Source organism: Pseudoalteromonas sp. THAF3 (genome assembly GCF_009363775.1).
GTDB lineage: Bacteria > Pseudomonadota > Gammaproteobacteria > Enterobacterales > Alteromonadaceae > Pseudoalteromonas > Pseudoalteromonas ruthenica.
Map to the genome: position 1 here is coordinate 2,345,887 of NZ_CP045418.1, position 26,537 is coordinate 2,372,423.

Below are 26,537 nucleotides of genomic sequence, written 5' to 3' on the forward strand. Positions count from 1 at the left end.
TGGGTCTCCCTTTATTTCTGCTTCGCCCGTGCACCATAAACAACAGCGTTACTCTCGACATCTCTATCAACCAGTGCCCCTGCACCGACCACCGCGCCGGAACCGACTTTAACGCTCGGTAATACAGTCGCACCTGCTCCTATGTATGCATGCGGGCCAATTTCAGCACCGCCTAACAGCACAGCACCGGGGGCTATATGGCTAAAGCTTGCCACCTTGCAATCATGCTCGATTAAGGCCCGAGTATTCACTACCACATGTTGCTCTATGTGCGCGCCCGCATTAATTATCGCCCCACTTAACACCTGCCCCCCTAGCTGCACACTGGCATAAGTCGAAACCTCTGCGGAGTCGGCAATAACGGTTGTAAAGCGATAACCTCTACTTTGCAAGTTTGACGCCAGCTTCGAGCGACTGTCGCCATAGGGTTGCGGGCCAATGCCGATAACCACCTGACAATCTTCAGGATTAAATAACGTCACGTCTTGATCATCTTTATAGTGAGTTATTCCTATCAATGCTTGGCGTTGAATAGACTGTGGCGAGAACACGGCTGTGAGTGGCTGCCCTTGTTTCATTAATATATCGGCCAGCACACTGGCATGCCCACCAGCGCCAAACATCAAAATGGCTGGTTTATTCATTGATTAAGTCGCCAGGCTTGTAATTTTGCGAGGCATTACAGTTCAGTAAGCGCCAATACAGGTGCGGAGACATTCCCGTACCTGGCCGTTTCACCGCAAGGTTACATTGTGTAAAGGGCGCACCGGCAGGGATTTCCTCAGCCGCGACTAAACTCTTACGGGCTGCAGCTTTATTATTAATTTCACTTGCTGTGGGCATTTTTACACCATGACCCAGCGCCTGCTCGCTTTGGCGAATATAACGTATCATCTGCTGAAGCTCTTTTGGTTCAAGGGATGCCTTGTGATCGGGCCCAGGCAAATTACAATCCAAGGTAAAGTGCTTCTCAATGACCGTTGCCCCTTTGGCCACAGCAGCCACAGGCACCAGCCAACCAGCACTATGATCGGAGTAGCCTACAGGTAAATGAAAAGCCTGTTTCATACTGTCCATCGCGCCTAAATTGATTTCATCCAACGGTGCTGGGTACTCAGTTGTACAATGTAAAAGTGTAACCTTGTCACGCAAACACTGTTGTCCACGCTCACTAGCATACGCTTTTGCAAAGTCCCCCTCTTGCGGACTCTCACTGTCAGGGTGAGTTAACCCATATGCGATAACCGACAACGCCTGCTCGACTTCCCCTAAAGTCGCCATGCCTGTTGACACTAGGAGGTCGCAACCTGTTTGAGCGTGCTTTAATAACAATGGCGCATTGGTAAGCTCCCCTGAGGGTATTTTTAAACGTTGCAGACCCAAGTCATTAATCAGAAAAGACAGACTTTGCTCGTCAAATGCCGTAGATAAAAACTCCACACCTAATTGCTGACACTCTTGAAGCAGACGACGATGACACTCATAACTCAACTCTAGGCGCTGCAACATGGCAAACTGAGATTCCTGCTTGCCAATATTTTCGCTTTGATAACGCGCTTGTGCAGCATCTTGCGTAACAATTTCTGCCGCTTTAAAAGTTTGAAATTTAACAATATCAGCTCCAGCCACATGGGCTTGGCGCACAAGTTCAAGCGCTAGGTGCTCATCACCATTATGATTTACGCCTGCTTCAGCAATGATTAAAGTTCGACTATTCATAAGCGTTCTCGGATTGGTAAAAAGGCTGGGGCTGCAACTGTTGTAGATCGATATCAGCCAAAATACTCACTATTTTCTTTGCGGTATTGCCTGAGCCATATGGATTCTCAGCACTTTGGCAAGACATTACAAACTCCGGGCTCAATGCTTTGTTAAGCGCACTGCGTACTTCAGATAACTGACAGTCAATCACCGTACAACTTTTCGGCCGACCTTGTTGCCGAGTACCAATGTTAATTGTTGGCACTTTAAAACTAGGCGCCTCAATAACACCACTTGATGAATTACCGAGCACACAGGATGCACGCTCCATAACACTAAGATAGCGCTTAAAACCAAGGGAGGGACATACCGATACATGGGGCAATGCACTTAATGTTTGCCACTGTGCAATCATTTCTGCACCTTCGCCGTCGGCATTGGGATAGGTGATCATAAAGTTTAAATCGGTACGCTCTTTAACCACGTCAACAAGCGCAGTGATATCATTCTCAGCACTCGTCCCCCGAGTCACAGGGTGATAGGTGACAAGCACTAAAGGAGCGGTGTGATCAGCAAATGTAAGCACAGCATCAAGTTGCTGTTGGCTTGCTCTAGGTGCTGACATGATGTTATCGATGCCCGGCGCACCGACCACAAAAATACGACTCGGTTGCTCGCCTAACTGCATTAGCCGCCTAGCAAAGACCTGCGCTGCAGGAAAGTGAATATCCGCCATTTTACTAATACTATGGCGCAAAGCATCATCAAACGCGCCTTCGGTTACTTCACCGCCGTGTATATGAGCAATAGGAACACCCAAAAATAGCGCCGCTTGCGCGGCCGCGAATGTCTCAAAGCGATCGCCTAACAATAGGATGCAATCTAGATTATGTTGACTAAAAGCGTCAGCAAAACTGATTGTGGCAAGACCTGTGGATTTTGCCACGCCTACTTTGGATGCCGATGAAAGCAACATTTCCACAGTCACTATATTTTCAACACCACTGTCCCTGAGCTCGTCTATAGTCAAACCATATTCAGGCGACAAGTGCGTGCCACAAGCGAATGTGTAAGTGTCGAAGTCGCCGTGGCTCTGTAGCAGTAAAATCGTGCGACACAGCAAGCCAAAATCAGCTCTAGTTCCGGTTACTATCCCTATTTTCTTCACCTTACCTCCTTTTCGGGCGCAACCGAGCTCGGTATATTGACCAAATGATCAGCAAGAAATTCGGAGTTTGTCAGTGATCCTCGAGGAGCACTATTAAACATTGGTAAGGTGTGCATTAATTGCCAGACAGGCCTGGTCATTATACCGGCTGAATTACTTTGCTTTAAAAATGCATCGCGATATTGTCGTGAGGGGCATAACAGCGCATTGAGCCAGAAGTTTGAATGAGCATCTTGAGGCTCATCCACAAACACCAGTTCACTGTTATTAAAGTGGGCTTTATAGGTTGCTGCTAATCGACGCTTATTTTTCAGATAAGCCGGTAGCTGTTCCATTTGTGCGCACCCCAAAGCGGCATTGATATTAGGCATGCGATAATTGAAAGCGAGTTCATCATGATAAAACTCATAAGCATGTGCCACTTTCGCTGTTGTTGTTATATGTTTAGCGCGCTGGCCTAATTCAGGTGTGCCGCACAAAACCATACCTCCACCGCCTGTTGTTATGACTTTATTGCCATTAAAGCTAAGCGCCGAGAAATCAGCAAAGGTCCCTGTGTGCTGGTTTTTATAAAAGCTTCCCAAACTCTCTGCCGCATCTTCAACTAGCGTAATATGGTAGCGTTCACAGACCTCTTTCAATGCAACCATTTTGGCTGGGTGACCAAAAGTGTGCATCGGCATCACGCTAGCTATTCTAGCGCCACAAGTGTGATAACACTGGCCATCACGAATCTCACTGTGAGCACTTAAATAGTCCTCAAGAGCGATTGGGCAAAGACTGAGCGACTCCCGGCAAACATCAATAAAAAGTGGTGTGGCCCCAAGGTGGGCAATGGTATTACACGTAGCGACGAATGTAAGGGCTTGAGTGATAACAATATCACCACTTCTTACACCTGATAGGAATAACGCGGTATGCAATGCAGCCGTGCCATTAACCGTGGCAACGGCTGCGCCAGCCCCGGTGAAAGTGCAAACTTGGTCTTCAAACTCACCAACATAAGCACCTACACTGGATACAAACGTGGATTCTAGGGTATCCGATACATAACGCTTCTCATTGCCATTGAATCGAGGGGCATGCAGTGGAACAAAGTCATTGGTACCGTAGTGATTACGCACCAATTCAACTAATTTTTTGACCTCCTCCATCACATTTTCCCATCTAGATAACGACCCATTTCGGTATGGGAAAATTCAGGAAGCAGTTTGATAAACTCAGCGACAAGGTCAGCCTTACTCCATCGTCCCGCACTTTTCATAGCATTAATATTGTCTACAAATGCGCTTAGCTTGGTCGAGTCATAGGCAAGCTTACTCTTGACGATGCCAAGGTCATCAAAGCGTGTCATATCCAGCTCTTCTGTCGGGGTATAAAACTCTTCGATGTCTTTTTCCCCGGTGGTGTCACTGGAGCTAAATAAACAAGGCCATTGCCCTTGTTGGGGCAATGAGTGCACTAATTCACGTGCTTGTTGTTCACTCTCACATATGAAGGGCTCATATCCACGTTGATGTAGATAGGCCTTTGCAATCTCACTAAAGGTTTGTAAGTGCAATTCATCACTGAGTTTAGGAAAGAAAATATCTCCATTGTCACCTAACAAACATGACATCAAGCATAATTGCCCTGACTCTGTTGGGGTGACAAAATAACGTTTAACGTCGCTAGGAGCGACAATAGGTTGTTGCTTCAGTAGCCGTTGATTGAAACCGTGAAGTAACGAGCCATCACTAAACGCCACATTAGCAAAACGAGCCATTGAGACGGGTATTTGCATACCGCCACGCATGAGAAACATTTCCATGATACGTTTTGATGCACCCATCATATTTACTGGGTTCGCTGCTTTATCAGTGGAGACGCTGAAGTACTTGCTGCTGTTATGGGCAATTGCCTGGCGTAATGATTGTTCAGTATTAAAGATGTTTGTGTTAATCATACGCATCAGCGTATAGGGATCTTTCTCACTGCGCACATGCTTCAATGCAGAAAGGTTAAGCACATAATCGTATTTAGGTTGTTGTTCGATAAAGGCGCGATACTCTAAGCTGCCAATATCCAAAGCAAAAGTTTGGAAATCTCCCTCGATGTATCCTAATGATGAGCGTATATCGCGCACTAGTTCCACCAAATTATTTTCGCTAATATCGATAACGTGGAGGGCTTGAGGGCTGCGCTTAAAGATCTCTTTGCATACGGCTTGACCAATAGTCCCCGCGCCACCGAGCACTAAAAAACGTGACGCTGACACTTTCGCCGACAACTCTTGCTCATGCGCTGTGAGATCCTTTGAAAAGAGCGGCTGGCTGCGACTCACTACTCGCAATATATCCATCACTTGGCCTCTTTATATTGCTGATACTGTGGTTTTGTCCAAGTACACTTTGCTTTCCAATTAACAGGGAAGTCATCTTTGATTTTCTCAATCAATTCAAGCCAAACGGAAAAAGCAGATCTGAAGTGCTTAAGTGTTTCTTGCTCATCATCGAAGTAATACAGCAAAGTTATCAGTGGACAGTGGAAATATAGTAAACTGCCTTTTAATAGGTTAAATAAATGTGGGTTCACTGATTTTCGGTAAGCATAAACTAACCGCTGTTGAGATTTGAGAATTGCATGAGCTTCATCGCGATTTGAAAAGTCTCGGTTGCCTATATCAATCAAATACTGACATAGAGAGTCGAATTCTTCGAAGCTAATCTTTGTCTCTATATCTTCTATTTCAACACTTTTGAATAACAGAGACTTTAAATCTTCAACTAACTTATACTTATCTGTAACTGTATTCGCTAAGCCAACATCACTTTCCTTAAGTGCCATCGCCCCCTCTATTTTCGCCCCTTCACCAACGTTATACACATGGCATTGGGAAGCTCCCTTAACCAACCTATCAAACGTTGTTTTAGACATAGCCATCAGAGGTGTCGCTTTCACCGGGTGTTCCAAGTTTCCCTCAAACTCAATTCTCGCACCCTTAAGTGGCTTAAATTGCTCTTTTAATTTTTTATCGTTGTAAATACTTAGCTCGGAGTGCGTCACGCCACCAAGACTGTAACCGTTGTCAACGCCAAATAGATAAACTTCGGTAAATCCCATACACAATGCAAATGACAAGGCTGTGTTGGACACCATCGGTCCGCTGGCTGGGAGGGTTGTGGCTGAGACACCATACTTTTTCTTGGTATGTGTGGAAATGAAGGATGAGGCTGCCTCGGGCCCTTTTAACCCTAAGCCCGCCCATTTATATAGTCCTAAAACATCAGGATACATAACATCTACAGCTAATAAATTTGTATCGCCGTAACCTTGTTCTGGTTCAATCGTTCGCTGGATGTCATATGTGATCCTTGGCCTTTCAACTAAAACATGAAAATCTGCAGTAACTCCTGCTTTTAGTAAACTTTGATATGCTGTTCCAGCAGCGAAAATGACAGCTTGACCATTAAAGTTTTTCAAGACTTCTATAGCAGCGTCTAGTGAGGGGCCATTCCCAACAACAAAGGCTGGCGTATTGCCCACCAGTTCATACGCCTTTTTATTTGCAAATAAAAACTCTCCACCTTGCTCAATATTGCGAATTCCATGAGCTAGCCCTGTTATAGCATCGTTATAAAATCCGAAACCTTGGTGGAGCTGATAGTAGTTGCTAAAAAATGTTTTTATTAATTTATTTACTTTTTCGGATGGATAGTGCTGATAGCAAAAACTATTGATAACCGAGTAAGCGCCAATATCCTCAGCAACTTGAAAGACCTCGTTAAAGAAGCTTTCATAGCTGGTACCTAAATGTAAGAAAAGACAAGCATCTTGTTCGTCTAGTCGGTGGATAACATCTGACCAATCAATACAAAAAAGGCTAGCGAAAAACATTTCTAAATCTGGTTCACAGATAAACACGTAGTCAAACTTGCATTTGTCAAGCAATTCAGGAATATGATAACCAAGGCCGATGCCAAAAATTAAACATGACGGGAAAGATTCAGGTAGCTCGGCAAGAGGCTTGCTTTCTATTGATTTAGTCTTTGCTAGTTCTCGGACCAACTTATACATATATCGCAAGTGCAGCCTCTCATCCTCACTGCTCGCTGTTTCACTTGAGGCTTTAAAGTAGTCCGTTCGGCCGAAATTAGCATGCTGCACGTAGTGTTCAACTTGCTCCTTAGCTTGGGCCCTAGGGTTGTCACCATAGATGGGCACATCACTTCCTTCAGGATAAAAAGTAGCGTCGCCAGATTCGGTTACATGAAGGCAGAAGTCGTCTCGGGTTTGGTAGCTTTGTATAAAATCTGCAATATCTGGATAATAATGCCTGAAGGCCGTCAAATTTTTGTCAAACCGCTCATTTGCTTCCACGGCAAAAGCGGCTTCTCTCATTTTGTGAGCTTGTGTGTGACGAAGTTTTTCCTGAGCCGCATTGAGTGCATCGTTTAGATCATTGTGCTTTTTACCAGCGCTCATAATCAACCTTATAAACTGATAGCTAAAGAGTAATTTAGCATATACTCAGCAAGTTGAGTGCCATTATTACATGAACATTTAAAGTTTAACGGGGAATGTCGTACGCTTTGAGCTTACTTTGGTTTTTAGTAAAATTGGAAAGGTCTTTCTTTACTGTCAACTGAGTCTCTCTCGCACTCTTATTTAGCGAGGTGAGCTTATTATAAATATCTGCTAGCAGATTTTGGTTACCAGCAACCTCTTGCTCCGATAGACCACGAAGCTTCTTATCTAGCTTACTATGATATTTGACAGCCTCGCCGTAGTCACCGCAGGATAAAGCTTCCTCCAGCGACTTTAAATCGGCTTGCAACTCAGCAATTTTATCCAAGCTGAGCCTCTTGGGTATGAAGAGTTTGTTCTCTCACTTCGACAGGAATACTATCCCAAGCAGACTTAATCTCTTTAAGTAACACACTCACTTCTTCTACTTTTTCAACGCTATTTTCTACACTAGCGTCAATGAGCTGGTCGAGCATATAAGAATAAAGTGCATATAAGTTTTCCGTTACTTCACCACCCACATTAAAATCTAAACAGCCACGCAAAGCCTCGATAATTGAAGATGCCTTACCTAGATGTTCAGCCTTCGCTTCAAAGTTTTTATGCTCGATAGCAACCTTAGCATGAACCATCTTTTCAATTGCACCGGCCATTAAAATTTGGATCACTTCATATCTATCAGCGCCCGCGAGGCGGGTTTTTAATGCTTCTTTCTGATAATTCTTAACTTTTGCATTATACATAATTTATAACCTCACTAAGATGATGATTTGCCGCTACCGAAACCTGGTAAACTAGCTAACTGAGCACCTAAATACTGCTGCGTCGAACTCATCTGTGCTAATAAAACGTCTAAATTGGAGTATTGCTTACGAAGCCGGGTTTCTAGCTCCTCCATCCTATATTGATGATCCAGCACATCCTCTTCTAGATCGTCAATCTGGCTATTAATGTTTTCCTCACGACTTTTCAAAATACCACCAGAGTCAACAAACGATCCAAGCAGCTCCTCTAATTTATTCGCGACACCGTTTTCACCTGCAAAAGCCTTGCCAATATCATCATAATTGGTATCCATTGCTTCGTCTAGGCTACGAACTATGCTGGATTTTTCCAAATAACCGTCATCATTAACGCTTAATCCAATGTCGAAAATGCTAGTGAAAGGACCGGCATCAGTCAGCTCACTGGACAATACACTTACAAGCTGGTCACTCAACGAACGCATGGTCGCATCACCGCGCAAACCCACTTGGCGCTCCTCGTCGTAACTAGTGTGATAGGCGATAGTGCCAACTAAATTGTTATAATCTTCGATGAACTTGTTGACGAGTGTACTAACACTTTCTCTATCCACGCTGACATTGATGCCTGCGCTTTCTCCGGCCTCACTTACCTGCTTAGCGGTGATAGTCATGCCTTGCACGGCATCTTTAAATACATTGCTGTCGTTGACAATCTCAATACCGTCAACGGTAATTTTCGCATCTTTGGCCTCGTCCCCTGCGGCAATCGACATGCCACCTGCACCTCCACCATTGGCTATAGTTGAGACAGCATCAAGCTCAGCATTGTCATTGGTAATAACAAGATCATTACCCGATCCAGTTTCGTTTGAAGTCAGCACTAATTTAGCTTCACTACCAGTGTTGATAATATTGGCAGTTACGCCAAAGTTCGTGTCTGAATCATTAATAGCATCACGTAAATCTGATAGCGTGGCTCCAGCATCCAAGGTTACATCAAAGCTTTTGTCACCAGCGCCGAAACTTAGAGTTCCTCCAGACGCTGTAACTACAGCGGAGTTATCTGCAAAGGCATTGGCGGCTGACATAGCACGACTACCCTGGGCAAGCTGTTGGACCTGCACATCAAAGTTACCTGGAGTGATATCACTAGAGGGGCTCACAGAGATAATATCGCCACTTGGAGGCTGTGAAATATTCGCCAAACGTTTATTAAAGTTATCGGGATCACCTAATTTCTCCATGGTGTCCTTTAACTTGGATAACGCAGACTTGACCGCACCAATCGAAGATAATTCGACTTGAAGGCGCTCATCTTTCTGAATGAACTTCTGCATTTTAGGAACATTTTCAGCCTCAATAGACGCACTGATAATGCTCTCAAGGTCAAGACCTGAGCCTATGCCCGCCTGAGTGATTAATGGCATAAAAACCTCCTAATTCAGTTTACGTTACGCAGATTGATCAAAGAACACTCCACGGTTATCAAGTTTATCGGCAAATTCTTCTAAAGCTTTAGCAACCTCGCGGAACTCTTTAGGTGGAATTTCTCGAATCACCTCTTCACTATCGCGATCTATAACTTTAACGATCGGAGGATCTCCAAGTTCGTCAAACTCGAAAACCAGATTCGTTGAACGAATTGGAATAAAGTCATTGATTTTATCCAAACTCTCTCTTAGCTCTTCATCGAGTTGTTGCTGTGTTTGCATCAACTCGCTTTCATTAGAAACTAAAGAGTCACCCTCGGTCTTTAGTTCAATATCTTCTTGGACACCCTGCTTTGCTTCATTTTTAGCTTCAGATAACGAGTCTTTTTTACTCGCCGTTGAGCTACTTTGCAAGACAGTTGCCAAGTCTTGATTTAAGTTAATTTCAGCCATGTAACATCTCCAACAATGCTTAGAAGGAGTATAAGCCATAACCGCCTAACCGTCAGTTATGGCTTAAATCAGTTCAATTTAACCCAGTAGCGAAAGAGCGACCTGAGGGCGCTGATTTGCTTGGCTCAAAATTGAGTTACTTGCCTGTTGCAAGATTTGGTTCTTCGTCAAAGCAGCTGTCTCAGCAGCAAAGTCGGTATCTTTAATGCGCGAACGTGCAGCACTTAGGTTTTCCGAGATGTTCGCTTGGTTACGAATTGTAGATTGGAAACGGTTTTGTACCGCACCCAATTCAGCTCGCTTCTTATCAACAACGGCAATCAATGAGTCCATACCAGCCATCACCAACTGCGCATTCATTTGACTAGATACCGAAATACCCGTTTCGGTAAAGACATTTGAAAACGCTGCGTCAGTTAAAGCAAAGTCGGAATTAATTGATGACAGTGTAGAGATACCTTCTGTACCTAGTACGTCTGTCATTGCTTTAGATGTAACTTCTGACGCGACACCAGCAATCCCTGACAAAGTGAAGCCACCATCAGCGGAAAGCGAATGATCACTATCACCTGCGGTACCACCCACTTGCTGCATACTGAATCCAATGACCTGAGCTGCATCAGCACCGACCTGGAAACTGGCTTTGTAGCTGCCATCAAGTAGATTCTGACCGCCAAAAGTAGTGTCAGAAGCAACACGGTTAACTTCACCCATTAACTGCTGTATTTCTTCCTGCAACGCTACACGATCTTCATCAGTGTTTGAGCCGTTAGCAGCTTGTTGGGCTAGGGTACGAACACGTTGGAACATGTTAGTTACTTCATCCATCGCCCCTTCAGCGGTTTGCGCTAAAGAAATACCATCGTTAGCGTTTCGGTTACCTTGGTTTAGGCCATTGACCTGCCCTGTCAACCTGTTTGAAATTTGCATACCCGCTGCATCATCAGATGCACTGTTAATGCGAAACCCTGAGGACAAGCGCTTAAAAGATGTATCAAGCTCATTGCCCGAGTTCATTAGCTGACGCTGCGCATTGAGCGAGCTAACGTTCGTATTTACATATAAAGCCATATTAGCCTCCGCTTTATCTTAATTATATGAACCTAAGCGAAATACCCCTATTCAGCTTAGATTCACGATAAGAACTAGAGTTACAGTTCTCTAGCTCTGTTATCGACAGTTAAAACGGAGGCTTTAATAATTTTTTTAAAAATACGAATTAAGTGCTAGTTTATCCTTGCAGCAAGCTCAGTGCGGCCTGCGGACGCTGGTTCGCTTGACCAAGAATAGTCTGACTTGCCTGTTGCAAAATTTGGTTCTTGGTTAGCTTTGCAGTTTCCATGGCGAAGTCTGCGTCTTTAATTCGTGACTTTGCTGCACTTAAATTTTCCGAAATGTTTGCTTGGTTTCGAATCGTCGATTGGAAGCGGTTTTGTACCGCACCGAGCTCGGCCCGTTTCTTATCAACAACCGCAATAAGTGAATCCATGCCTGCCATCACTAGCTGAGCATTAACCTGGCTGGACACGGACACTCCACTTTCTGTGAATACATTAGAGAAAACAGCGTCAGTGAGGGCAAAGTTAGAGTCAAGGCCAGAAAGCGTAGAAACACCATCAGTTCCGAGAATAGCCGTCATCGCATTATTGCCAACACCTGATGCTACACCAGCGATACCCGAAATAGTGAATCCGCCATCAGCCGACAAGCTATTAGCCGTTCCACCCACATTTTTCATGGTAAAGCCGATAACCTGCACCGCATCTGCGCCAACTTGGAAACTTGCAGAATAAGAACCATCAAGTAAATTTTGGCCACCAAAGGTCGTATCCGATGCGACTCGGTTTACTTCAGAAGAAAGTTGGCGTATTTCTTCTTGCAGCGCCAAGCGGTCCTCATCGGTGTTTGAACCATTTGCGGCTTGTTGAGACAGTACTCGAATGCGCTGGAACATGGATGTTACTTCATCCATCGCACCTTCAGCGGTTTGTGCTAAGGAGATGCCGTCATTGGCATTTCGGTTACCTTGGTTTAAACCGAGGATTTGTGACTGCAGACGATCTGAAATCTGTAAGCCTGCCGCATCATCGGCAGCACTGTTGATACGCAAGCCAGAAGACAAGCGCTTAAACGAGGTATCTAACTCATTACCAGAGTTCATTAACTGACGCTGTGCATTAAGCGCACTGACGTTGGTATTTACATATAAAGCCATAATAGCCTCTCTTTCACTCTCAATTTGGTTATTAACCGCTGCTTGCGGCGAATTGTTTCCACGCTAAGGCGGATCCTTTACGCCGCTTTCAGAGGGGGCTTGGCAATTATTTGCCGTTAAAAACCCGCGCTAGCCGCGTATAAGAGTAAATGAGCAATAAGTGGGCCAATATGAAAAAAGGGCCGTAACGGCCCTTGTGTTTGAGAGTGAAATCGACTGCCAAAAAATTGTTATACTTTTTGGCATAATAGCTGCTTATACTGAATGAAGTTGGGTGGGATGTAGCACCCTGCCCAACTTTGGGATTTTTTTAGCAATTAGCTTCCGCTTTAAAATCCAACTTCGCGCCCTTGCCAATACCCCATCAGCAAGGGCGCTTTTCATTTTACTTATCCAAGAAGACTTAATGCTGCCTGTGGACGCTGGTTTGCCTGACTAAGAATGGTCTGGCTTGCCTGTTGCAAGATCTGGTTCTTAGTTAGATTCGCGGTCTCTTGAGCAAAATCTGTATCTTTAATGCGAGACTTTGCCGCATTCAAGTTCTCAGAGATGTTTGCTTGGTTACGAATTGTTGATTGGAAACGGTTTTGTACCGCACCCAATTCAGCCCGTTTTTTATCCACTACCGCAATTAACGAGTCCATACCAGCCATAACCAGTTGCGCATTCATTTGGCTCGAGACAGAAATGCCTGTCTCAGTGAACACATTAGAGAATGCTGCATCCGTAAGAGCAAAGTCGGAATTAATCGATGACAACGTTGAAATGCCATCAGTTCCAAGTACATCGGTCATCGCCTTTGAAGTTACTTCTGACGCGACGCCTGCAATGCCTGAAAGAGTGAAACCTCCATTTGCAGATAGCGAGTGATCCGAGTCACCTGATGTACCGCCTACCTGTTGCATGCTAAAACCTATAACCTGTGCGGCATCAGCTCCAACCTGAAAACTTGCTTTGTACGAGCCATCAAGAAGGTTTGTACCACCAAATGTAGTATCAGACGCAACGCGGTTAACTTCATCCATCAAGGCACGAATCTCTTCTTGCAACGCTAAACGGTCTTCATCTGTATTAGAGCCGTTTGCAGCTTGCTGCGATAAAGTACGAACACGCTGAAACATGTTAGTAACCTCATCCATTGCTCCTTCAGCGGTTTGTGCTAAAGAGATACCATCATTGGCGTTACGGTTACCTTGGTTCAAGCCCATGATTTGTGAACCTAAACGGTTACTAATTTGTAGACCTGCCGCATCGTCAGCTGCGCTATTAATACGAAAACCTGATGATAAACGTTGAAACGAAGTATCTAACTCGTTACCTGAATTCATTAACTGACGCTGGGCGTTCAGTGAACTTACGTTAGTATTTACATAAAGTGCCATGTCATTTCTCCCACAGTAAACTTTGAATTTACTCTCAAACTGTCAATTACTAAGCGAAAGCTTGTTTTTTGACGTTTTGCTAAGTTACTTAGGTTATCGGGCGAGCACTTTTTTCCTTTAGTATTTTTTTATACTTTTTTTCAACTCTATGAATTTAAATATAAAAATTAACAACTTTACTTATAAGTTGGTAATGTTGAGTCAGGAGAAGAGCGAATAGTTATAGGAACAAAAAATAAAAAAGGGCCTTGCGGCCCCAACCACAAATAGTAATCTCAACTAACCGATATAGTCGAATAAGGATAAGTTCGACAAGCGGTTAAAAGTGGCCTGCGAAGCCTGCAGTGCAGTCTCATGACGAGTTAACTCGGTCACCGCTTCAGCCATATCCACTTCAACAAGATCAGCTTTTGCTTCTTTGTTATTAATATCAACATCGGCGTTGGAAAACTCAATACGTTCAGCCGTATTAAGGCGTCCGCCTAAACCTGCTTGGGTAAGTGATACCTGGTTTTGTGCACTACTTAACTGCACCAAACCATCGGCCAAAACTTGTTGGTAATCCTCAATACCTAATCCAGGTGTGGTGATCCCATTAATCAAATCCTCAAGGGTATTAAGCACGTTGTCTCGCCCCGGCGGGGCCAAATCGAAGGTCGCCTGTCCAGGAGCTGCGCCTTGAATATCAATTTCCATACCGGCAAACTTAATCGGCTCGCCGGGAGTGTAGGTCCCAGTAACCGCAGGCGTTAATGGTGCCCCATCTTGCAGTATTTGATAGCTATCGGGAGGACCAGCCGTGATATCCACCGTCATCGTGTTGGCGGTTGCGCCAGCGGCTGGGTCTGAGTTGTAATTTTGTTTATGAAATTGGTCAAAAGCGTTTTGTTCGTTCACATACACCGTTGCCGAAGTCACACCGCCGCCGGGCGTTGCTGTATTGCTGTCAACATTTAAACGCGTGGGTACTTTTTCAAAAACATCGAAACCATTGTCCGATGATTTAATGCTCACCCCTTCGGCAACCGTAACTTTATGTTGGCCTTGGTCGCCACCATACTCGTAACGCCCACTTGCACTATTAAACTGGTAACTCTGGTTGTTATCTTGATAGCCAGAAAAGATAAACTTACCGTCTTCAGACTTGGCATTCATCAAATCAAGCAAGTTAGCCTGGATGGCTTTTAACTCTTCCGCTAAACCTTTACGGTCTTGCTCTGTTAATGCACCATTACCAGCCTGTACGGTAAGCGTATTAGCACGTTGAATAGAGTCTTTAATGTTTTTAAGGACACTGTCTTCTGTCTCTAAACGACTGTTGAGCAAATTAAGGTTCTTGGTGTATTGCTCGTTACTAGCAATAGCATCACCATATAGCATAGCTCGCGTTGTTGCAGATGGATCATCAGATGCAGTTAACACGCGCTTTTGCGTATTGATCTGCTCTTGTGCTTTGGCAACCTTAACCTGGTTTTCTAAAATACTGGTTAAGCCTTTTTGATAAATTTGATTATTGGATAAACGCATAATACTTACCTCGCGGAGCTAAGCAGGCTATCAAACACCGTTTGTGCTGTAGAGAGCACTCGCGCTGATGCCGCATAACTTTGTTGAAAGCGCAGTAAATTAGCCGCTTCCTCATCTAAATTGACACCTGACATCGACTCATACCAAGCGCTCGATTGCTCCTCCAACGCAGAGAAAGCCGCATGACTAGTTTGTGCTTGGCTAGTTACAATCCCTATATCAGTCACTATACCTGCGAATGCCTGGTTGAATGTTTTGAGATTATCGGCGCTGCCACTGCTGAGCACATTTTCTCGCACTAACTCTTCGCTTTGTAGCCCAGCGAGTGCCAGGCCATTACGGTTATCGTCAAAACCCCCGGTATTAAACTCGAGGCTAAACGTATCGCCTGCAGCCGGGTTGCCTTCAATATTAAAGTCAAAGCCATAGTTAGCGTACGGTGCTCCTGCTTGAGCGAGCATATTTTCAGCTGGCGGTGTAATGGTAAAAGTCGTTGTACCATTGCCATCGGTAATCGTGTACTCGTTAGGATTACCTGTTTTTTGCAAGCTGATTGGCCCATTCGTCAAGCTTGGCGGCGGGCCCACAGTGATGCCCGTTGAGTTGGCAATATCAGTCACCGAACCGGGAGAAATTGCCGCTTCACTGACGTTATTTAACGCTGTTTCGGTGCGAATTGGCGACGCTAATGCCAGCTTTTCTGGCCGCGTGGTCGCCAACCCAACATTGCTGGCTGCAAAGGCATTTAACTTGATATCAAAGCTATCTCCCGCCGCAGGCGCACCTGTCACATCAATATCTAAGCCATAAGACTCGCCACTTGTTACTGTGGTTGAGTCTATCACTCCCGCCGTTACGTTGGCCGTCGACGGCGTACCGATAGGCTCACCTTTATTATTAAGGGGCACTATCTCTACGGTTGTTGGCGAAGTAAAGGTAACACGGAAATCCGTTGCCGGAATCTCTTTGCCCATCCCCTGCTCTAAACCAGCCTGCAAATTGCCCGACCCCGCATTAGCGGCGAATGGTAAGCCGTTGACGGTGGGCAAAGTGAACAGATCACCGCCTATTTCACCGTTGGCGTCCATCCCCAAGCGGTTTTGCTGATTGAAGGCGTCGGCCAATGATAAGCCCATTTGCCCCAGCTGATTTTGCGCCGGTATGAGTACCTCGTCTCGATAAGCCAGCAGACCACCAATCTCACCTTTTAAGCTGTTGGTATCAACCTCTAAGCTATTAGCTTGTCCGGAGGTCACATCAAGGCGAAGTTCCTTAAGATTCGGATCTGGATCGCCATTTAACGAGAACAAGTTAAAGCTACCATTTTCCATAACCAAAGCTTCACCTGTAGACATGAACACCAATTTTTCACCATGAGGTCCGTCAAGTGTTTCTAGGTTCATTAGCTCTGAAAGATCTTTAATCGCTTTGTCGCGCTCGTTATAGACCGAGCTGGCATCAGCTTGATCTTTCTTACCATGAACAGCCGTAATTTGGTTGTTCAGCTCACTAATTTTCTCAATTAAGCCATTGGCTTCATCAGCAAGGATCCCAAGCTGATCATTCACCACACTCTTTTGTTGCGACACAATTCCTGACAACCTATCCATCTGATTAACAAAGTTTTCTGCGTTGGTGAAGAACAACGAGCGGGTAACATTGTTAGAGGGCTGATTAAGCGCCTCTTGCAGATTATTAAACATGCCATTGATTTGCGTAGACAGGCTATTGGACTCCTCGGAAAACTGGCTGTCAATACGCTGTGCCTCCTCCATAAAGCGCTCAAAGAAGGAGCGATTAGAGGTGTCTCTATTGAGTTGCTGTTGTGCAAACTCATTGAGCAAACGATAGGTTTGCCCACGGCCAACCTGATTGTCGAAGGTGGTGCCATGCTCTGTACGCTCGCGCACGTAGCCTTCGGTATTAATGTTGGCAATATTTTTACTGGTAGTATTAAGCAGCTCGGTATTGGCACGAATGCCTGAACTGGCAATGTTTAGTAGGTTAAATGACATGATCTACTCTCCTTGCCTTAGCAGATCACCGGCTAGGGCGCGTAATTCGCTTTGCCCTAACACACGTTTAATTTTCTCTGCATACTGTGGATCGGTGGCGTAGCCAGCTTGTTGTATAGCGTCGATAAACTGATGAGGCTTATCGGCCACATCTAAAGCCTGCTGGTAACGGGGATTAGTTTTCAAAAATGAGACAAAATCATCGAAACTTTGTTTAATAGAGTCATACACTCGGAACGGTTCTTTGCGCTGAACCGCAACTCCTCCTTCATACTCTAATGTTGGTTTTACAGTCGCTTCCCCCTGCCAGTCACGGTGCGCTTTGATATTAAATAAATTGTTCGAACTTTCACCGCTCGCAGTTTTAATAATGTGTTTGCCCCAACCAGTTTCCAATGCAGCTTGAGCAACCATAACACCGGGATGCACACCGATTTTACCGGCCGCTTCACGGGCAACGTCCCACACCCCTTCGACAAACTCCTTGGCATTGGCGAAATCGGCTTTGTGAGTGATAGGAGATGCCTCAGTGTGTTGGTCTTGGGTTTTCACTTGCGCGTTGTTTAATCGTGCATCACGCAAAGCTGACGCAGGCATATAGCTGTCTTTTTGTGGCGATAACTGTTGCACAATCAAATCGGCCAAGCCCAGTGAACCATTCGCCGATAACTCACTGGAGAGCTGCTGATCATGCATGTCTTGGAAGTATTTAACGCTGCTGGCGTTAAACGGACTGTCTTCATCTTCGAAGGCTTCATTGGCTTTGCGCATGCTTTTGAGCAGCATTTGCGTAAAGATAGACTCAAACTGCTGCGCTGCTTGCTTTAGGGCCGCGCGCTCGCCATCGCTGCCGGCAGGCTGTTTTAACGCATCTTGGCGAAGCTTATCTAAGCTATTGAGATCGAAGACGCTTTGCGTTTGCAGTTGGTTAGCATCCATAAGACTGACAAAGTTATGACTAGATGCAAAAACTAAAGCAAAAAACGTACCACTGACTTTATGGTTCTGATTAACAAGAACTTATGTGGCTATAAAAACAGCAAACCCCAAGGTTTTGGGCACCTGGGGTTTGCTGTTGCAGTATCAGATTTAAATGACCACCAACTGACCATTAATAGCACCAGCCTCTTTTAACGCCTCAAGAATGGCCATTAAATCTCCTGGTGCGGCGCCCACTTCATTAATCGCCCGCACAAGGTCGTCTAAACTCACCCCGGGGTCAAAAACAAAGGCACGCGAGTCGTCTTCACGCACATCGATAATACTTTGATTGGTCACCACCGTCTCACCCTCGGCCAATGCATTGGGCTGCGACACTTCTGCATTTTCGGCGATGGTCACCGTGAGCCCGCCGTGAGTAATAGCCGCTGGCTGCAACTTGACATTTTTGCCAATCACTATGGTACCGGTACGGGAGTTGACAATGATTTTCGCAGCATTATCGGCGGGAGTGAATTCAAGGTTTTCCAGCGTCGATAAATAAGCGACTCGTTGCGAAACATCACGTGGGGCAGTTACGCGCACTGACGCCGCGTCCATTGCCATTGCGGTATTCGGCCCGACAAGATTATTAATGGTATCGGACAAGCGCTTCGCGGTAGTAAAGTCAGGGCGATTAAGATTAAAGGTAATGTAATCCCCTTGGGTAAAGGGACTCGGGATCGCGCGCTCAACAATGCCGCCATTAGGAATTCGCCCCACAGTTGGCGTATTGACCACCACACGTGAGCCATCAAGCCCTTGCGCGCCTAATCCACTAACAACTAAGCTACCTTGAGCAATAGCATAAATATTACCATCGACACCTTTTAAGAAGGTTTGCAATAAGGTACCACCACGTAGGCTCTCGGCACTGCCTACTGAAGATACAGTGACATCCATACTCTGGCCGGGTTTGATAAACGCCGGCATATCCGCATGAACGGCAACCGCTGCAACATTATTAATCTTTGGCTTAAGGTTGGCCGGCAAAGTAATGCCAAAGTTATTCAACATCGCTTTAAAGCTTTGTTCGGTAAAGCGGCTCTTCTCTCCCGTGCCAGGCAGACCCACAACCAGACCATAACCCACTAATTGGTTACTACGTACGCCCTCAACCATGGCCACATCTTTGACACGCTCGGCAAAACTTTGCCAGCTAGTCAACGCCATGCAGAACACGATAAGGTTTAACCATTTCATGACTGGACTCCTTAGAATGGGAACAAAGTGCTCATAAAGAACCGTGATAGCCAACCGGCACTTTGCGTTTCTTGCAGCTCGCCTTTGCCAGAATATTGAATGCGCGCGTTAGCGATACGGCTACTTTCTACGGTGTTTTCGGAGCTCACGTCAGCTGGGCGAACAATGCCTTCTAAGCGAATAAACTCCTGCCCAGTATTAAGCGTTAACCACTTTTCGCCACGAATCACCAGGTTACCATTGGGCAGCACGCGCATCACATTCACGGAAATATTGCCTGACAAACTGTTGGATTGATTAGATTTAGCGTCGCCGGTGAACGAAGCATCTGAGTTCACACCCATTTGAATACTATCTCCACCGATATTGACCGGATTGCCGCCTAAACCAATAACCGGCTCTAACCCCAGCTCGGTTTCCCTGTCAGTTTCCGTTTTTGCCGTTTTTGATGCTTGCGTTGACTCACGCAGTACCACAGTAATGATATCTCCAGTACGCAACGCTTTCTTATCGGCATACAAATCGTTCGCCAACACGGGATTGAAAAGGCCGCCACTTTGGGTCATGTTTTGTGTTGCTTCCTGCGGATACATCGGCGCATAGTAAGGGTCGTTTTCGACAACATGGGAGTTTTGTGTAGAAACACACCCTGTAGCAAGTACAAAAGTAATTGATAGTGCAATTGGCCTAATCATAATGCCCCCACTTATAGCTGCTGATTAATATAGCTGAGCATCTGGTCTACAGATGAAATCACTTTAGAGTTCATCTCATAAACACGCTGTGTCTCAATTAAGTTGACCAGCTCTTCGGTCACATTGACGTTCGAGGTTTCCAATGCTCCTTGAACAATAATACCCAAGCCGTCTACTCCCGGGTTACCTTGCACCGGAGCGCCACTGACAGCGGTTTCGGTGTAAAGGTTTTGGCCCATAGGTTCAAGCCCTGATGGATTAATAAAGTCACTGATCACCAACTGACCAATCACTACATTGTCCGCCTGCCCGGCTACGCGCACCGAAACCTCTCCGTCTTGCGAAACAGTAATAGACTGCGCATCATCGGGCACGTTCATTTCTGGTTGCACTGGAAAACCAGCACCACTGGTGACGATACGACCGTCTTCGTCGGTCGTGAATTGACCATTACGGCTGTAAGCAATATTGCCATCAGGGAGCAACACCTCAAAAAAGCCTTGTCCTTGAACCATCCAGTCGAGGGAGTTCTCCGTGCTTAGCATATTGCCCTGGGAGAAATTCTTCTGGTTAGCAACCACCTTGGCACCGGCGCCAAGCATCAACCCCGAAGGCATCTCTGTATCTTGTGAAGAGCGCCCACCAGGTTGGTTGATATTTTGATACAACAAATCTTCAAACACGGCGCGGCTTTTCTTGTAACCGACCGTGCTGGCATTAGCCAAGTTGTTGGAAATAACCGAAATATCGGTCTGTTGGGCGTCAAGCCCGGTTTTACTGATCCACAATGCTGGGTTCATAGTAGTGACTCCTCGCTAATGTTACATAATCCGTAGCAATGACTCAGCACGCTGGTCATTCTCTTCGGCGGTTTTCATTAGCTTGACTTGTAATTCAAACTGACGTTGATGGCTGATCATATCGACCATTTCATGCACAGGATTGACATTCGACATCTCGAGAGCCCCTGACATGATTGAGACATTTTCAGAAACATCAAGTTGTTGGCCATTTACGGGCCGAAACAGACCGTCGTTGCCCTTTTCCACCTGATGCCCTGTGGCCTCAACGATTTGCAATCTGTCCACTTCTTCAAGAAAGTTGGCCGGTGCGCCTTGAGGGCGAACTTGAATGGTGCCGTCTTTGCTGAAACTTATTTTCTCAATCGGAACAGGCAAGATTACAGGCCCCCCTTCGCCAACAACTTGACGGCCATCTCTATCGAGTAACATCCCCTCTTGGGTCATTTTCAACGAACCGGCTTTGGTATAGGCCTCGTTACCGGCATCATCTAGTACCGTCAGCCAACCGTGCTCACTCATAGCGATGTCTAAGTCGCGACCGGTCTCAGAAATACCGCCGGCTGTGGTGTTGGTCCCTGCCCGTTCTTGTAGAGCAAAAACACGTGTCGGCAACCCTTCACCAAAGGCCTGCATCGAGCGTGCCTGAGCGATATCGGCTTTAAAGCCTGTGGTGTTAGCGTTGGCAAGGTTGTTACTTTTAACCCCCATCCCCAGTAGGCTTTGCTTAGCTCCTGAGGTGGCAATGTACAGCATCTTGTCCATTGGCTTGCTCCTTAAAATCGTCGTTATATTGACTAAAGCAAGATTGATACCAAGAAAAAGAAGTTATCTAAAAGGAGAGATTAGAGGGATGAAAAAAGGCCACCAAAAGGTGGCCTAGTAGGATATTTCTTATCGGATCTGCAGGATATTCTGTTGCAGCGTTGAGTTCACCTCTAACGCCCGAGAGTTAGCCTGGAAGTTTCGTTGTGCACTGATTAAATCAACTAGCTCATTAGTAAGGTTGGTATTCGATTGCTCCAACGCTTCGGAATTAATCGTGCCCAAGGTCCCGGTTCCTGGCTCACCGGCGATGGGTTCACCAGAGTCTAAGCTTTCTTTCCAACTGGTATTACCTACCTGCTGCAAGCCCTGAGAGTTAGGGAAACGAACCATCGCTACCTGACCTAAGAAAGTAGAGTCGCCATTACTATACGAAGCAACTAACTTACCATCACTACCGATTTCAATATTAGATAAGCGGCCCACGGTCGAACCATCTTGTTCCAACGCCTTCACCTCGAAGCGGCTAGAGAACTGGGTTGGGAGCTTGTTACCCGTCGCAGCTTCATCACGCCAGTTTAAGTTAATATCATTAAACTGGGCACCGTTGGTCAAAATACCGCTGGCGCTCAGGTTAGCGCCCGATAACGTCATTGGGTTAAACGTCGCGCCGGTATTGGGCGCACCATCTGTTTGCAATGGTAAACCCGCTGCATCAAAAGTAAACTGGGTGATAGGACCTGCACCTGCGTTACCCGCGTTATCAACTTCAGTGCCATCGACGGTGGCGCGCACATCCCATTCGTTAGAGGCCGTTTTTACAAAGAAAAACTGCAGCACGTGGGGCTCACCCAGAGAGTCATAGACAGTTGTTGATGTTGACGAATTATAGGTGGCTGAGTCATTTGGGTTAAATGGTGTTACCGTTGGGACGGTGGCACCTGCATCCAAGTTAAATGAGCTGTAGACATTATCTGTCGCATTTGGGGAGCCTGATGAATCAGGTATTTGAATCGGATTGGCCGTACTCAAGCTCACCGAAGTGGTATCACCGGTAACGGGGTCCGTTGGGAAACCTTGCAGTAAGTTACCTTTGGCATCGACTACGAAGTTATCATCATTAAGCTTGAATGCCCCAGCACGCGTATAGGTAAAGTCTTGCGAAGCTAAATCATCAGCCATGGCAAAATAACCTTCACCGGTAATCGCTAAATCCAGTGCATTTGACGTGAACTTTAAAGAACCTTGGTGAAACTGCTGCGCGACCATGGTGGTTTGCACACCATCACCGTTCTTCGTTTTACCGCCGCTGAATACTGATGCCGCATACACATCAGCAAACTCTGCGCGGGATTCTTTAAAACCTGTGGTATTGACGTTCGCAATGTTGTTTGCGGTCACATCTAAGTCTTTTTGGGCTGCCGCCAACCCTGTTAAAGCGATATTGAAACTCATGTTCCACCTCTTCGTAATAACTGCCCGCAGGCAAATGCTTTACACTGAAATCTCAGCCACCTCAGCGAGCTTCACTGCGCCCTCTTTGGTGTTCACGATGATCCCATTCGCGCCGTTGATATTAACGCTTTCAATATTTTTGAATGTTGCCATAGGTAAAGAGCTGTATTCACCATTGATGCTGCCCTCTGCCACAATGTCGTACTCACCAGGAGGAAACGGATTGCCGTCTTTGTCGAGACCGTCCCATTCAAAGCGAATTGCACCAGCAGGTTGCGAGCCTAAATCAACCACCTCAACCACCTGACCTTTATCGTCTTTGATAGTGAGGCTTAAATTATCAACAGGCTCTTTAGCAAGAACAGTCCCTTTACTCACTTCACCGTTATACAACTCGATAGTTTCAGACTCCAGCAACGCCTTTTTCCCGACTAGCGTTGACGCCTGCAGCGCCGAGTTAGATGTCATTGAGGCAGCCAAAGAGTTAAAATTCTCATTGAGCTTTGAGATCCCCTCAGCCATGGTGAAATTAGTCATCTGCGCAATCATCTGGTCATTATCCGCAGGTTTGCTCGGATCCTGATAGGACAACTGCTGAGTCAGCAGGCTGAAAAAATCTTCCTGGGTGAGCTCATCGCTCTTTTCTTCCGGCGCCTTATTTTGGTTATCCCAATACAGGGAGCCTAGACCCGTTGCTGATTGCACATTATTGTTCATGCTCTATCCTCGCTTTAACCCTTACCAAGCTGCAACGTTCTCGTTAGCATTTGCTTAGCAGAGTCGGCTATTTGCACATTCGTTTGATAGGAGCGTGACGCCGAAATCATATTGGCCATTTCCTCAACCACATTGACATTGGGTTTATAGATATAGCCGTTCTCATCCGCCATCGGGTGACCTGGGTTGTATTCAATTTGCAACGGTTTGTCACTCTCGACTACACCCAGCACTTTCACTCCCACAGACTCACCTTGCTGTTTGCCTACCGCTTGCTGCAACTGAGCAGCGAAAACAGGTTGGCGAGCGCGATATGTCTGCTCCACTGAGGAGCTAACCGAGTTTGCGTTTGCTAAGTTGCTGGCCGTGGTATTTAAGCGCACGTTTTGCGCACTCATGGCCGAACCAGAAACATCAAAAACATTAAATAAACTCATGATTATGCTCCTTGACCACCTAGGGCTTTCTTAAGACCGGAAATCTTGCCGTTCATAAAGCGTAAGCTGGCCTGATACTCTATAGCGTTCTGTGTATACAAGTTCCGTTCCACCTGTACATCAACAGAGTTACCATCGCCTGTATCTGGTTGATTTGGAACACGAAATTTTGCTTCACCCATACTCATTTGGGTACTTGCTTGGAGGTGTTCCGGATGGGTGCGAGCTAAGCTATTGCCGCTTAACTGCCGATTATTTGCCGCTTTTAATGCGCTGGCAAAATCAATGTCTTTCGCTTTATAGCCAGGGGTGTCTGCATTGGCAATATTCGACGCCAATAGCTCAGCCCTTTGCGAGCGAACGAGCATTGCTTGGGGATGAATACCAAATGCTTTATCAAAACTGATAGCCATAGCCTCTCCAAATTTTTGACTCTCTTAGAGGGGCTACAGCAATTTTTAGACCATAGATTGTAAGGCTATGTATTTACGACTTTTTTTGGTAGATGATACCGGGATTACAACGGATCATATCGAACTCGGTACTCAAGCCTGTCATTGATTCACTCGCTCCTAAAAACAAATATCCCTTAGGATTCAGCGCTTGCGCGAATTGACCAATGATCTTGGCTTTTACTTCCGGAGAAAAATAAATAAGGACGTTGCGACAAAAGATAATGTCAAACTTACCCAGCAACGCATATGAATCCAATAAATTCAAATGGCGAAAGCTCACCATACGTTTTACATTGTCGTTAACTTTAGCCATACCGTTGCCGCTATCGCTAAAAAACTTTTTGCGTCTTTCAGCACTGAGTCCTCGAGCCAATGCCAATGAGTCATACTCAGCATTTTTACAAATATCGAGCATAGTATTAGAGATATCCGTACCGATTATTTGCGCTCCCGAGGACAGTTGACCTGGGCGAGACTGTTGATATTCGGCCACTGACATCGCTATCGAGTAGGGCTCTTGCCCTGAAGAACTGGCCGCCGACCAAATTTTTACCGGCCGACGTAAATCTTTGCACTCAGGTAAGAGCTTTGTCTTCAATAGTTCAAACGGATAAGAGTCGCGAAACCACAATGTTTCATTGGTGGTCATGGCATCAACAACAGCGGCACGAAGTTGCCGCTCATGCGGACTCAACGTTTTGCTAACCAGCTGCGACAAAGATTCAACGCTAAAGCGAGCCATTAGCGGAGCCAAGCGACTTTTAACTAAGTAAAGTTTGTTATCACCCAGCACGATGCCACACTGCTGTTCTAAAAATGCACGAAACTGGTTGTATTCACCGAGCTCTAAATGCTTATTTTCCAAATTACTCTCACCTAACTCACTTGAAGCGGTTACAAGACAAGGCGGCATTAATCACAATGCACCCACTTTTTAACTGCTGTAGCCAGTTCGTCGGGGTTAAATTTGGCAATAAAATCATCCGCCCCAACTTTTTCTATCATCGCATGGTTAAATACGCCACTTAAAGAGGTGTGCAGTATCACATGCAATGGTGCCAGCTTCGGATCCGCTTTGACCTCTGCTGTTAAGGTATAGCCGTCCATCTCTGGCATTTCCACATCCGATATCAGTAACGCCACTCGCTCAGTGATATCATCTTTGCAGTCGAGTTTCGCTATTTCTTTTAATCGCAACAGGGCCTCTTTACCGTTTTTCGCCAGCTCAGTTTGCACCCCGAGAGGCTCCAGCGCCCGTTTTACTTGATTACGCGCCACGGCAGAGTCATCGGCAATAAACACAATACGCTCACCGAGATCTTTCTGCATCTCGCCATCTGAGGCAATGCCCTCACTGACCTCGGTATTAACTGGGCTGATCTCTGCAAGAATTTTTTCGACATCCAAAATTTCTACGAGCTCGTCATCAATCTCAGTCACTGCGGTAAGGTAAGAATAGCGCCCCGCACCTGACGGCGGTGGCATAATCTTTTCCCAATTCATATTGACGATACGCTCAACGCCACCCACCAAAAACCCCTGCACAGAGCGGTTATATTCGGCGATAATAATAAAGCAATTTTCAATATCAGTGATGGCCGGACCGCCTACAGCCATAGACAAATCGATGATAGAAATGGTTTGTCCACGAATATGCGCAACCCCACGAATGTAAGAATTCGTCTTCGGCATATTTGTTAGTGGTGGACACTGAAGGACTTCTCTAACTTTAAAAACGTTGATCCCGAACCGCTGGCGTCCTTTTAGTTTAAACAGCAATAATTCAAGGCGGTTTTGACCCACAAGTTGGGTTCGTTGATTGACAGAATCTAAAATGCCAGCCATCGGATTCTCCTAGCATTAATTTACAACTTCGCACACTCGCGCCA

General features: G+C 45.8%; 26 protein-coding genes. All 26 read right to left on the bottom strand.

Annotation, left to right across the window (positions count from 1 at the left end; all coding sequences use genetic code 11):
- Positions 1-11: 11 nt before the first annotated feature.
- Complete coding sequence (locus tag FIU82_RS10945) at positions 12-644, bottom strand: acetyltransferase (protein ID WP_152441071.1); 633 nt, start codon at positions 642-644, stop codon at positions 12-14.
- Positions 637-1,719: an N-acetylneuraminate synthase gene (gene neuB, locus FIU82_RS10950; RefSeq protein WP_152441072.1), complete on the bottom strand. Its 1,083-nt coding sequence runs from the start codon at positions 1,717-1,719 to the stop codon at positions 637-639. The genes FIU82_RS10945 and neuB overlap by 8 nt, the downstream gene beginning before the upstream one ends.
- On the bottom strand, positions 1,712-2,869 hold the full coding sequence (neuC, locus tag FIU82_RS10955; protein WP_138547713.1) for a UDP-N-acetylglucosamine 2-epimerase: 1,158 nt from the start codon (positions 2,867-2,869) through the stop codon (positions 1,712-1,714). The genes neuB and neuC overlap by 8 nt, the downstream gene beginning before the upstream one ends.
- Complete coding sequence (locus FIU82_RS10960; protein WP_152441073.1) at positions 2,866-4,023, bottom strand: LegC family aminotransferase; 1,158 nt, start codon at positions 4,021-4,023, stop codon at positions 2,866-2,868. Before FIU82_RS10960 ends, neuC begins: the two co-directional genes overlap by 4 nt.
- Positions 4,023-5,213: a UDP-N-acetylglucosamine 4,6-dehydratase gene (locus FIU82_RS10965; protein WP_152441074.1), complete on the bottom strand. Its 1,191-nt coding sequence runs from the start codon at positions 5,211-5,213 to the stop codon at positions 4,023-4,025. The genes FIU82_RS10960 and FIU82_RS10965 overlap by 1 nt, the downstream gene beginning before the upstream one ends.
- The gene (locus tag FIU82_RS10970; RefSeq protein WP_152441075.1) at positions 5,210-7,333 is read right to left on the bottom strand and encodes a 6-hydroxymethylpterin diphosphokinase MptE-like protein; all 2,124 of its coding nucleotides are present in this window, start codon (positions 7,331-7,333) and stop codon (positions 5,210-5,212) included. The genes FIU82_RS10965 and FIU82_RS10970 overlap by 4 nt, the downstream gene beginning before the upstream one ends.
- 85 nt (positions 7,334-7,418) lie before the next feature.
- A complete protein-coding gene (locus FIU82_RS10975; RefSeq protein ID WP_152441076.1) occupies positions 7,419-7,703 on the bottom strand; it encodes a hypothetical protein in 285 nt (94 codons plus the stop codon).
- The gene (gene fliS / locus FIU82_RS10980; protein WP_138507729.1) at positions 7,696-8,118 is read right to left on the bottom strand and encodes a flagellar export chaperone FliS; all 423 of its coding nucleotides are present in this window, start codon (positions 8,116-8,118) and stop codon (positions 7,696-7,698) included. The genes FIU82_RS10975 and fliS overlap by 8 nt, the downstream gene beginning before the upstream one ends.
- Before the next feature lie 14 nt (positions 8,119-8,132).
- Positions 8,133-9,548, bottom strand: coding sequence for a flagellar filament capping protein FliD (fliD, locus tag FIU82_RS10985; RefSeq protein ID WP_152441077.1), 1,416 nt, complete (start codon positions 9,546-9,548; stop codon positions 8,133-8,135).
- A gap of 24 nt (positions 9,549-9,572) precedes the next feature.
- Complete coding sequence (locus tag FIU82_RS18750) at positions 9,573-10,004, bottom strand: flagellar protein FlaG (RefSeq protein ID WP_253946314.1); 432 nt, start codon at positions 10,002-10,004, stop codon at positions 9,573-9,575.
- A gap of 78 nt (positions 10,005-10,082) precedes the next feature.
- On the bottom strand, positions 10,083-11,075 hold the full coding sequence (locus tag FIU82_RS10995; protein WP_138507731.1) for a flagellin: 993 nt from the start codon (positions 11,073-11,075) through the stop codon (positions 10,083-10,085).
- Positions 11,076-11,235: 160 nt separating this feature from the next.
- Positions 11,236-12,219 (bottom strand): flagellin, encoded by a 984-nt coding sequence (locus FIU82_RS11000; protein ID WP_138587855.1) that lies wholly within the window; start codon positions 12,217-12,219, stop codon positions 11,236-11,238.
- A 389-nt stretch (positions 12,220-12,608) separates the two neighbouring features.
- Complete coding sequence (locus FIU82_RS11005; protein ID WP_138507733.1) at positions 12,609-13,601, bottom strand: flagellin; 993 nt, start codon at positions 13,599-13,601, stop codon at positions 12,609-12,611.
- A 279-nt stretch (positions 13,602-13,880) separates the two neighbouring features.
- Complete coding sequence (gene flgL, locus FIU82_RS11010; RefSeq protein ID WP_045978578.1) at positions 13,881-15,128, bottom strand: flagellar hook-associated protein FlgL; 1,248 nt, start codon at positions 15,126-15,128, stop codon at positions 13,881-13,883.
- Positions 15,129-15,133: 5 nt separating this feature from the next.
- Positions 15,134-17,143, bottom strand: coding sequence for a flagellar hook-associated protein FlgK (gene flgK, locus FIU82_RS11015; protein WP_152441078.1), 2,010 nt, complete (start codon positions 17,141-17,143; stop codon positions 15,134-15,136).
- A gap of 3 nt (positions 17,144-17,146) precedes the next feature.
- Complete coding sequence (gene flgJ / locus FIU82_RS11020; protein ID WP_138507735.1) at positions 17,147-18,082, bottom strand: flagellar assembly peptidoglycan hydrolase FlgJ; 936 nt, start codon at positions 18,080-18,082, stop codon at positions 17,147-17,149.
- 150 nt (positions 18,083-18,232) lie between these two features.
- Positions 18,233-19,324, bottom strand: coding sequence for a flagellar basal body P-ring protein FlgI (locus tag FIU82_RS11025; protein ID WP_022944051.1), 1,092 nt, complete (start codon positions 19,322-19,324; stop codon positions 18,233-18,235).
- An 11-nt stretch (positions 19,325-19,335) separates the two neighbouring features.
- A complete protein-coding gene (gene flgH / locus FIU82_RS11030; RefSeq protein ID WP_026110987.1) occupies positions 19,336-20,016 on the bottom strand; it encodes a flagellar basal body L-ring protein FlgH in 681 nt (226 codons plus the stop codon).
- Positions 20,017-20,030: 14 nt separating this feature from the next.
- Entirely contained in the window at positions 20,031-20,819 is a 789-nt protein-coding gene (gene flgG / locus FIU82_RS11035) for a flagellar basal-body rod protein FlgG (protein ID WP_022944053.1), read from the bottom strand.
- A gap of 21 nt (positions 20,820-20,840) precedes the next feature.
- Complete coding sequence (locus tag FIU82_RS11040) at positions 20,841-21,584, bottom strand: flagellar basal body rod protein FlgF (RefSeq protein ID WP_022944054.1); 744 nt, start codon at positions 21,582-21,584, stop codon at positions 20,841-20,843.
- 129 nt (positions 21,585-21,713) lie between these two features.
- A complete protein-coding gene (gene flgE, locus FIU82_RS11045) occupies positions 21,714-23,039 on the bottom strand; it encodes a flagellar hook protein FlgE (RefSeq protein WP_138507736.1) in 1,326 nt (441 codons plus the stop codon).
- Between the two features lie 39 nt (positions 23,040-23,078).
- Positions 23,079-23,756: a flagellar hook assembly protein FlgD gene (locus FIU82_RS11050; protein WP_138507737.1), complete on the bottom strand. Its 678-nt coding sequence runs from the start codon at positions 23,754-23,756 to the stop codon at positions 23,079-23,081.
- Between the two features lie 14 nt (positions 23,757-23,770).
- Positions 23,771-24,193, bottom strand: a complete 423-nt coding sequence (gene flgC / locus FIU82_RS11055; protein ID WP_045978575.1) for a flagellar basal body rod protein FlgC — start codon at positions 24,191-24,193, stop codon at positions 23,771-23,773.
- Between the two features lie 2 nt (positions 24,194-24,195).
- Complete coding sequence (gene flgB / locus FIU82_RS11060) at positions 24,196-24,606, bottom strand: flagellar basal body rod protein FlgB (RefSeq protein WP_045978574.1); 411 nt, start codon at positions 24,604-24,606, stop codon at positions 24,196-24,198.
- Positions 24,607-24,679: 73 nt separating this feature from the next.
- Complete coding sequence (locus FIU82_RS11065) at positions 24,680-25,513, bottom strand: protein-glutamate O-methyltransferase CheR (RefSeq protein ID WP_026110988.1); 834 nt, start codon at positions 25,511-25,513, stop codon at positions 24,680-24,682.
- A 47-nt stretch (positions 25,514-25,560) separates the two neighbouring features.
- Positions 25,561-26,493 (bottom strand): chemotaxis protein, encoded by a 933-nt coding sequence (locus FIU82_RS11070; protein ID WP_022944060.1) that lies wholly within the window; start codon positions 26,491-26,493, stop codon positions 25,561-25,563.
- Positions 26,494-26,537 lie beyond the last annotated feature (44 nt).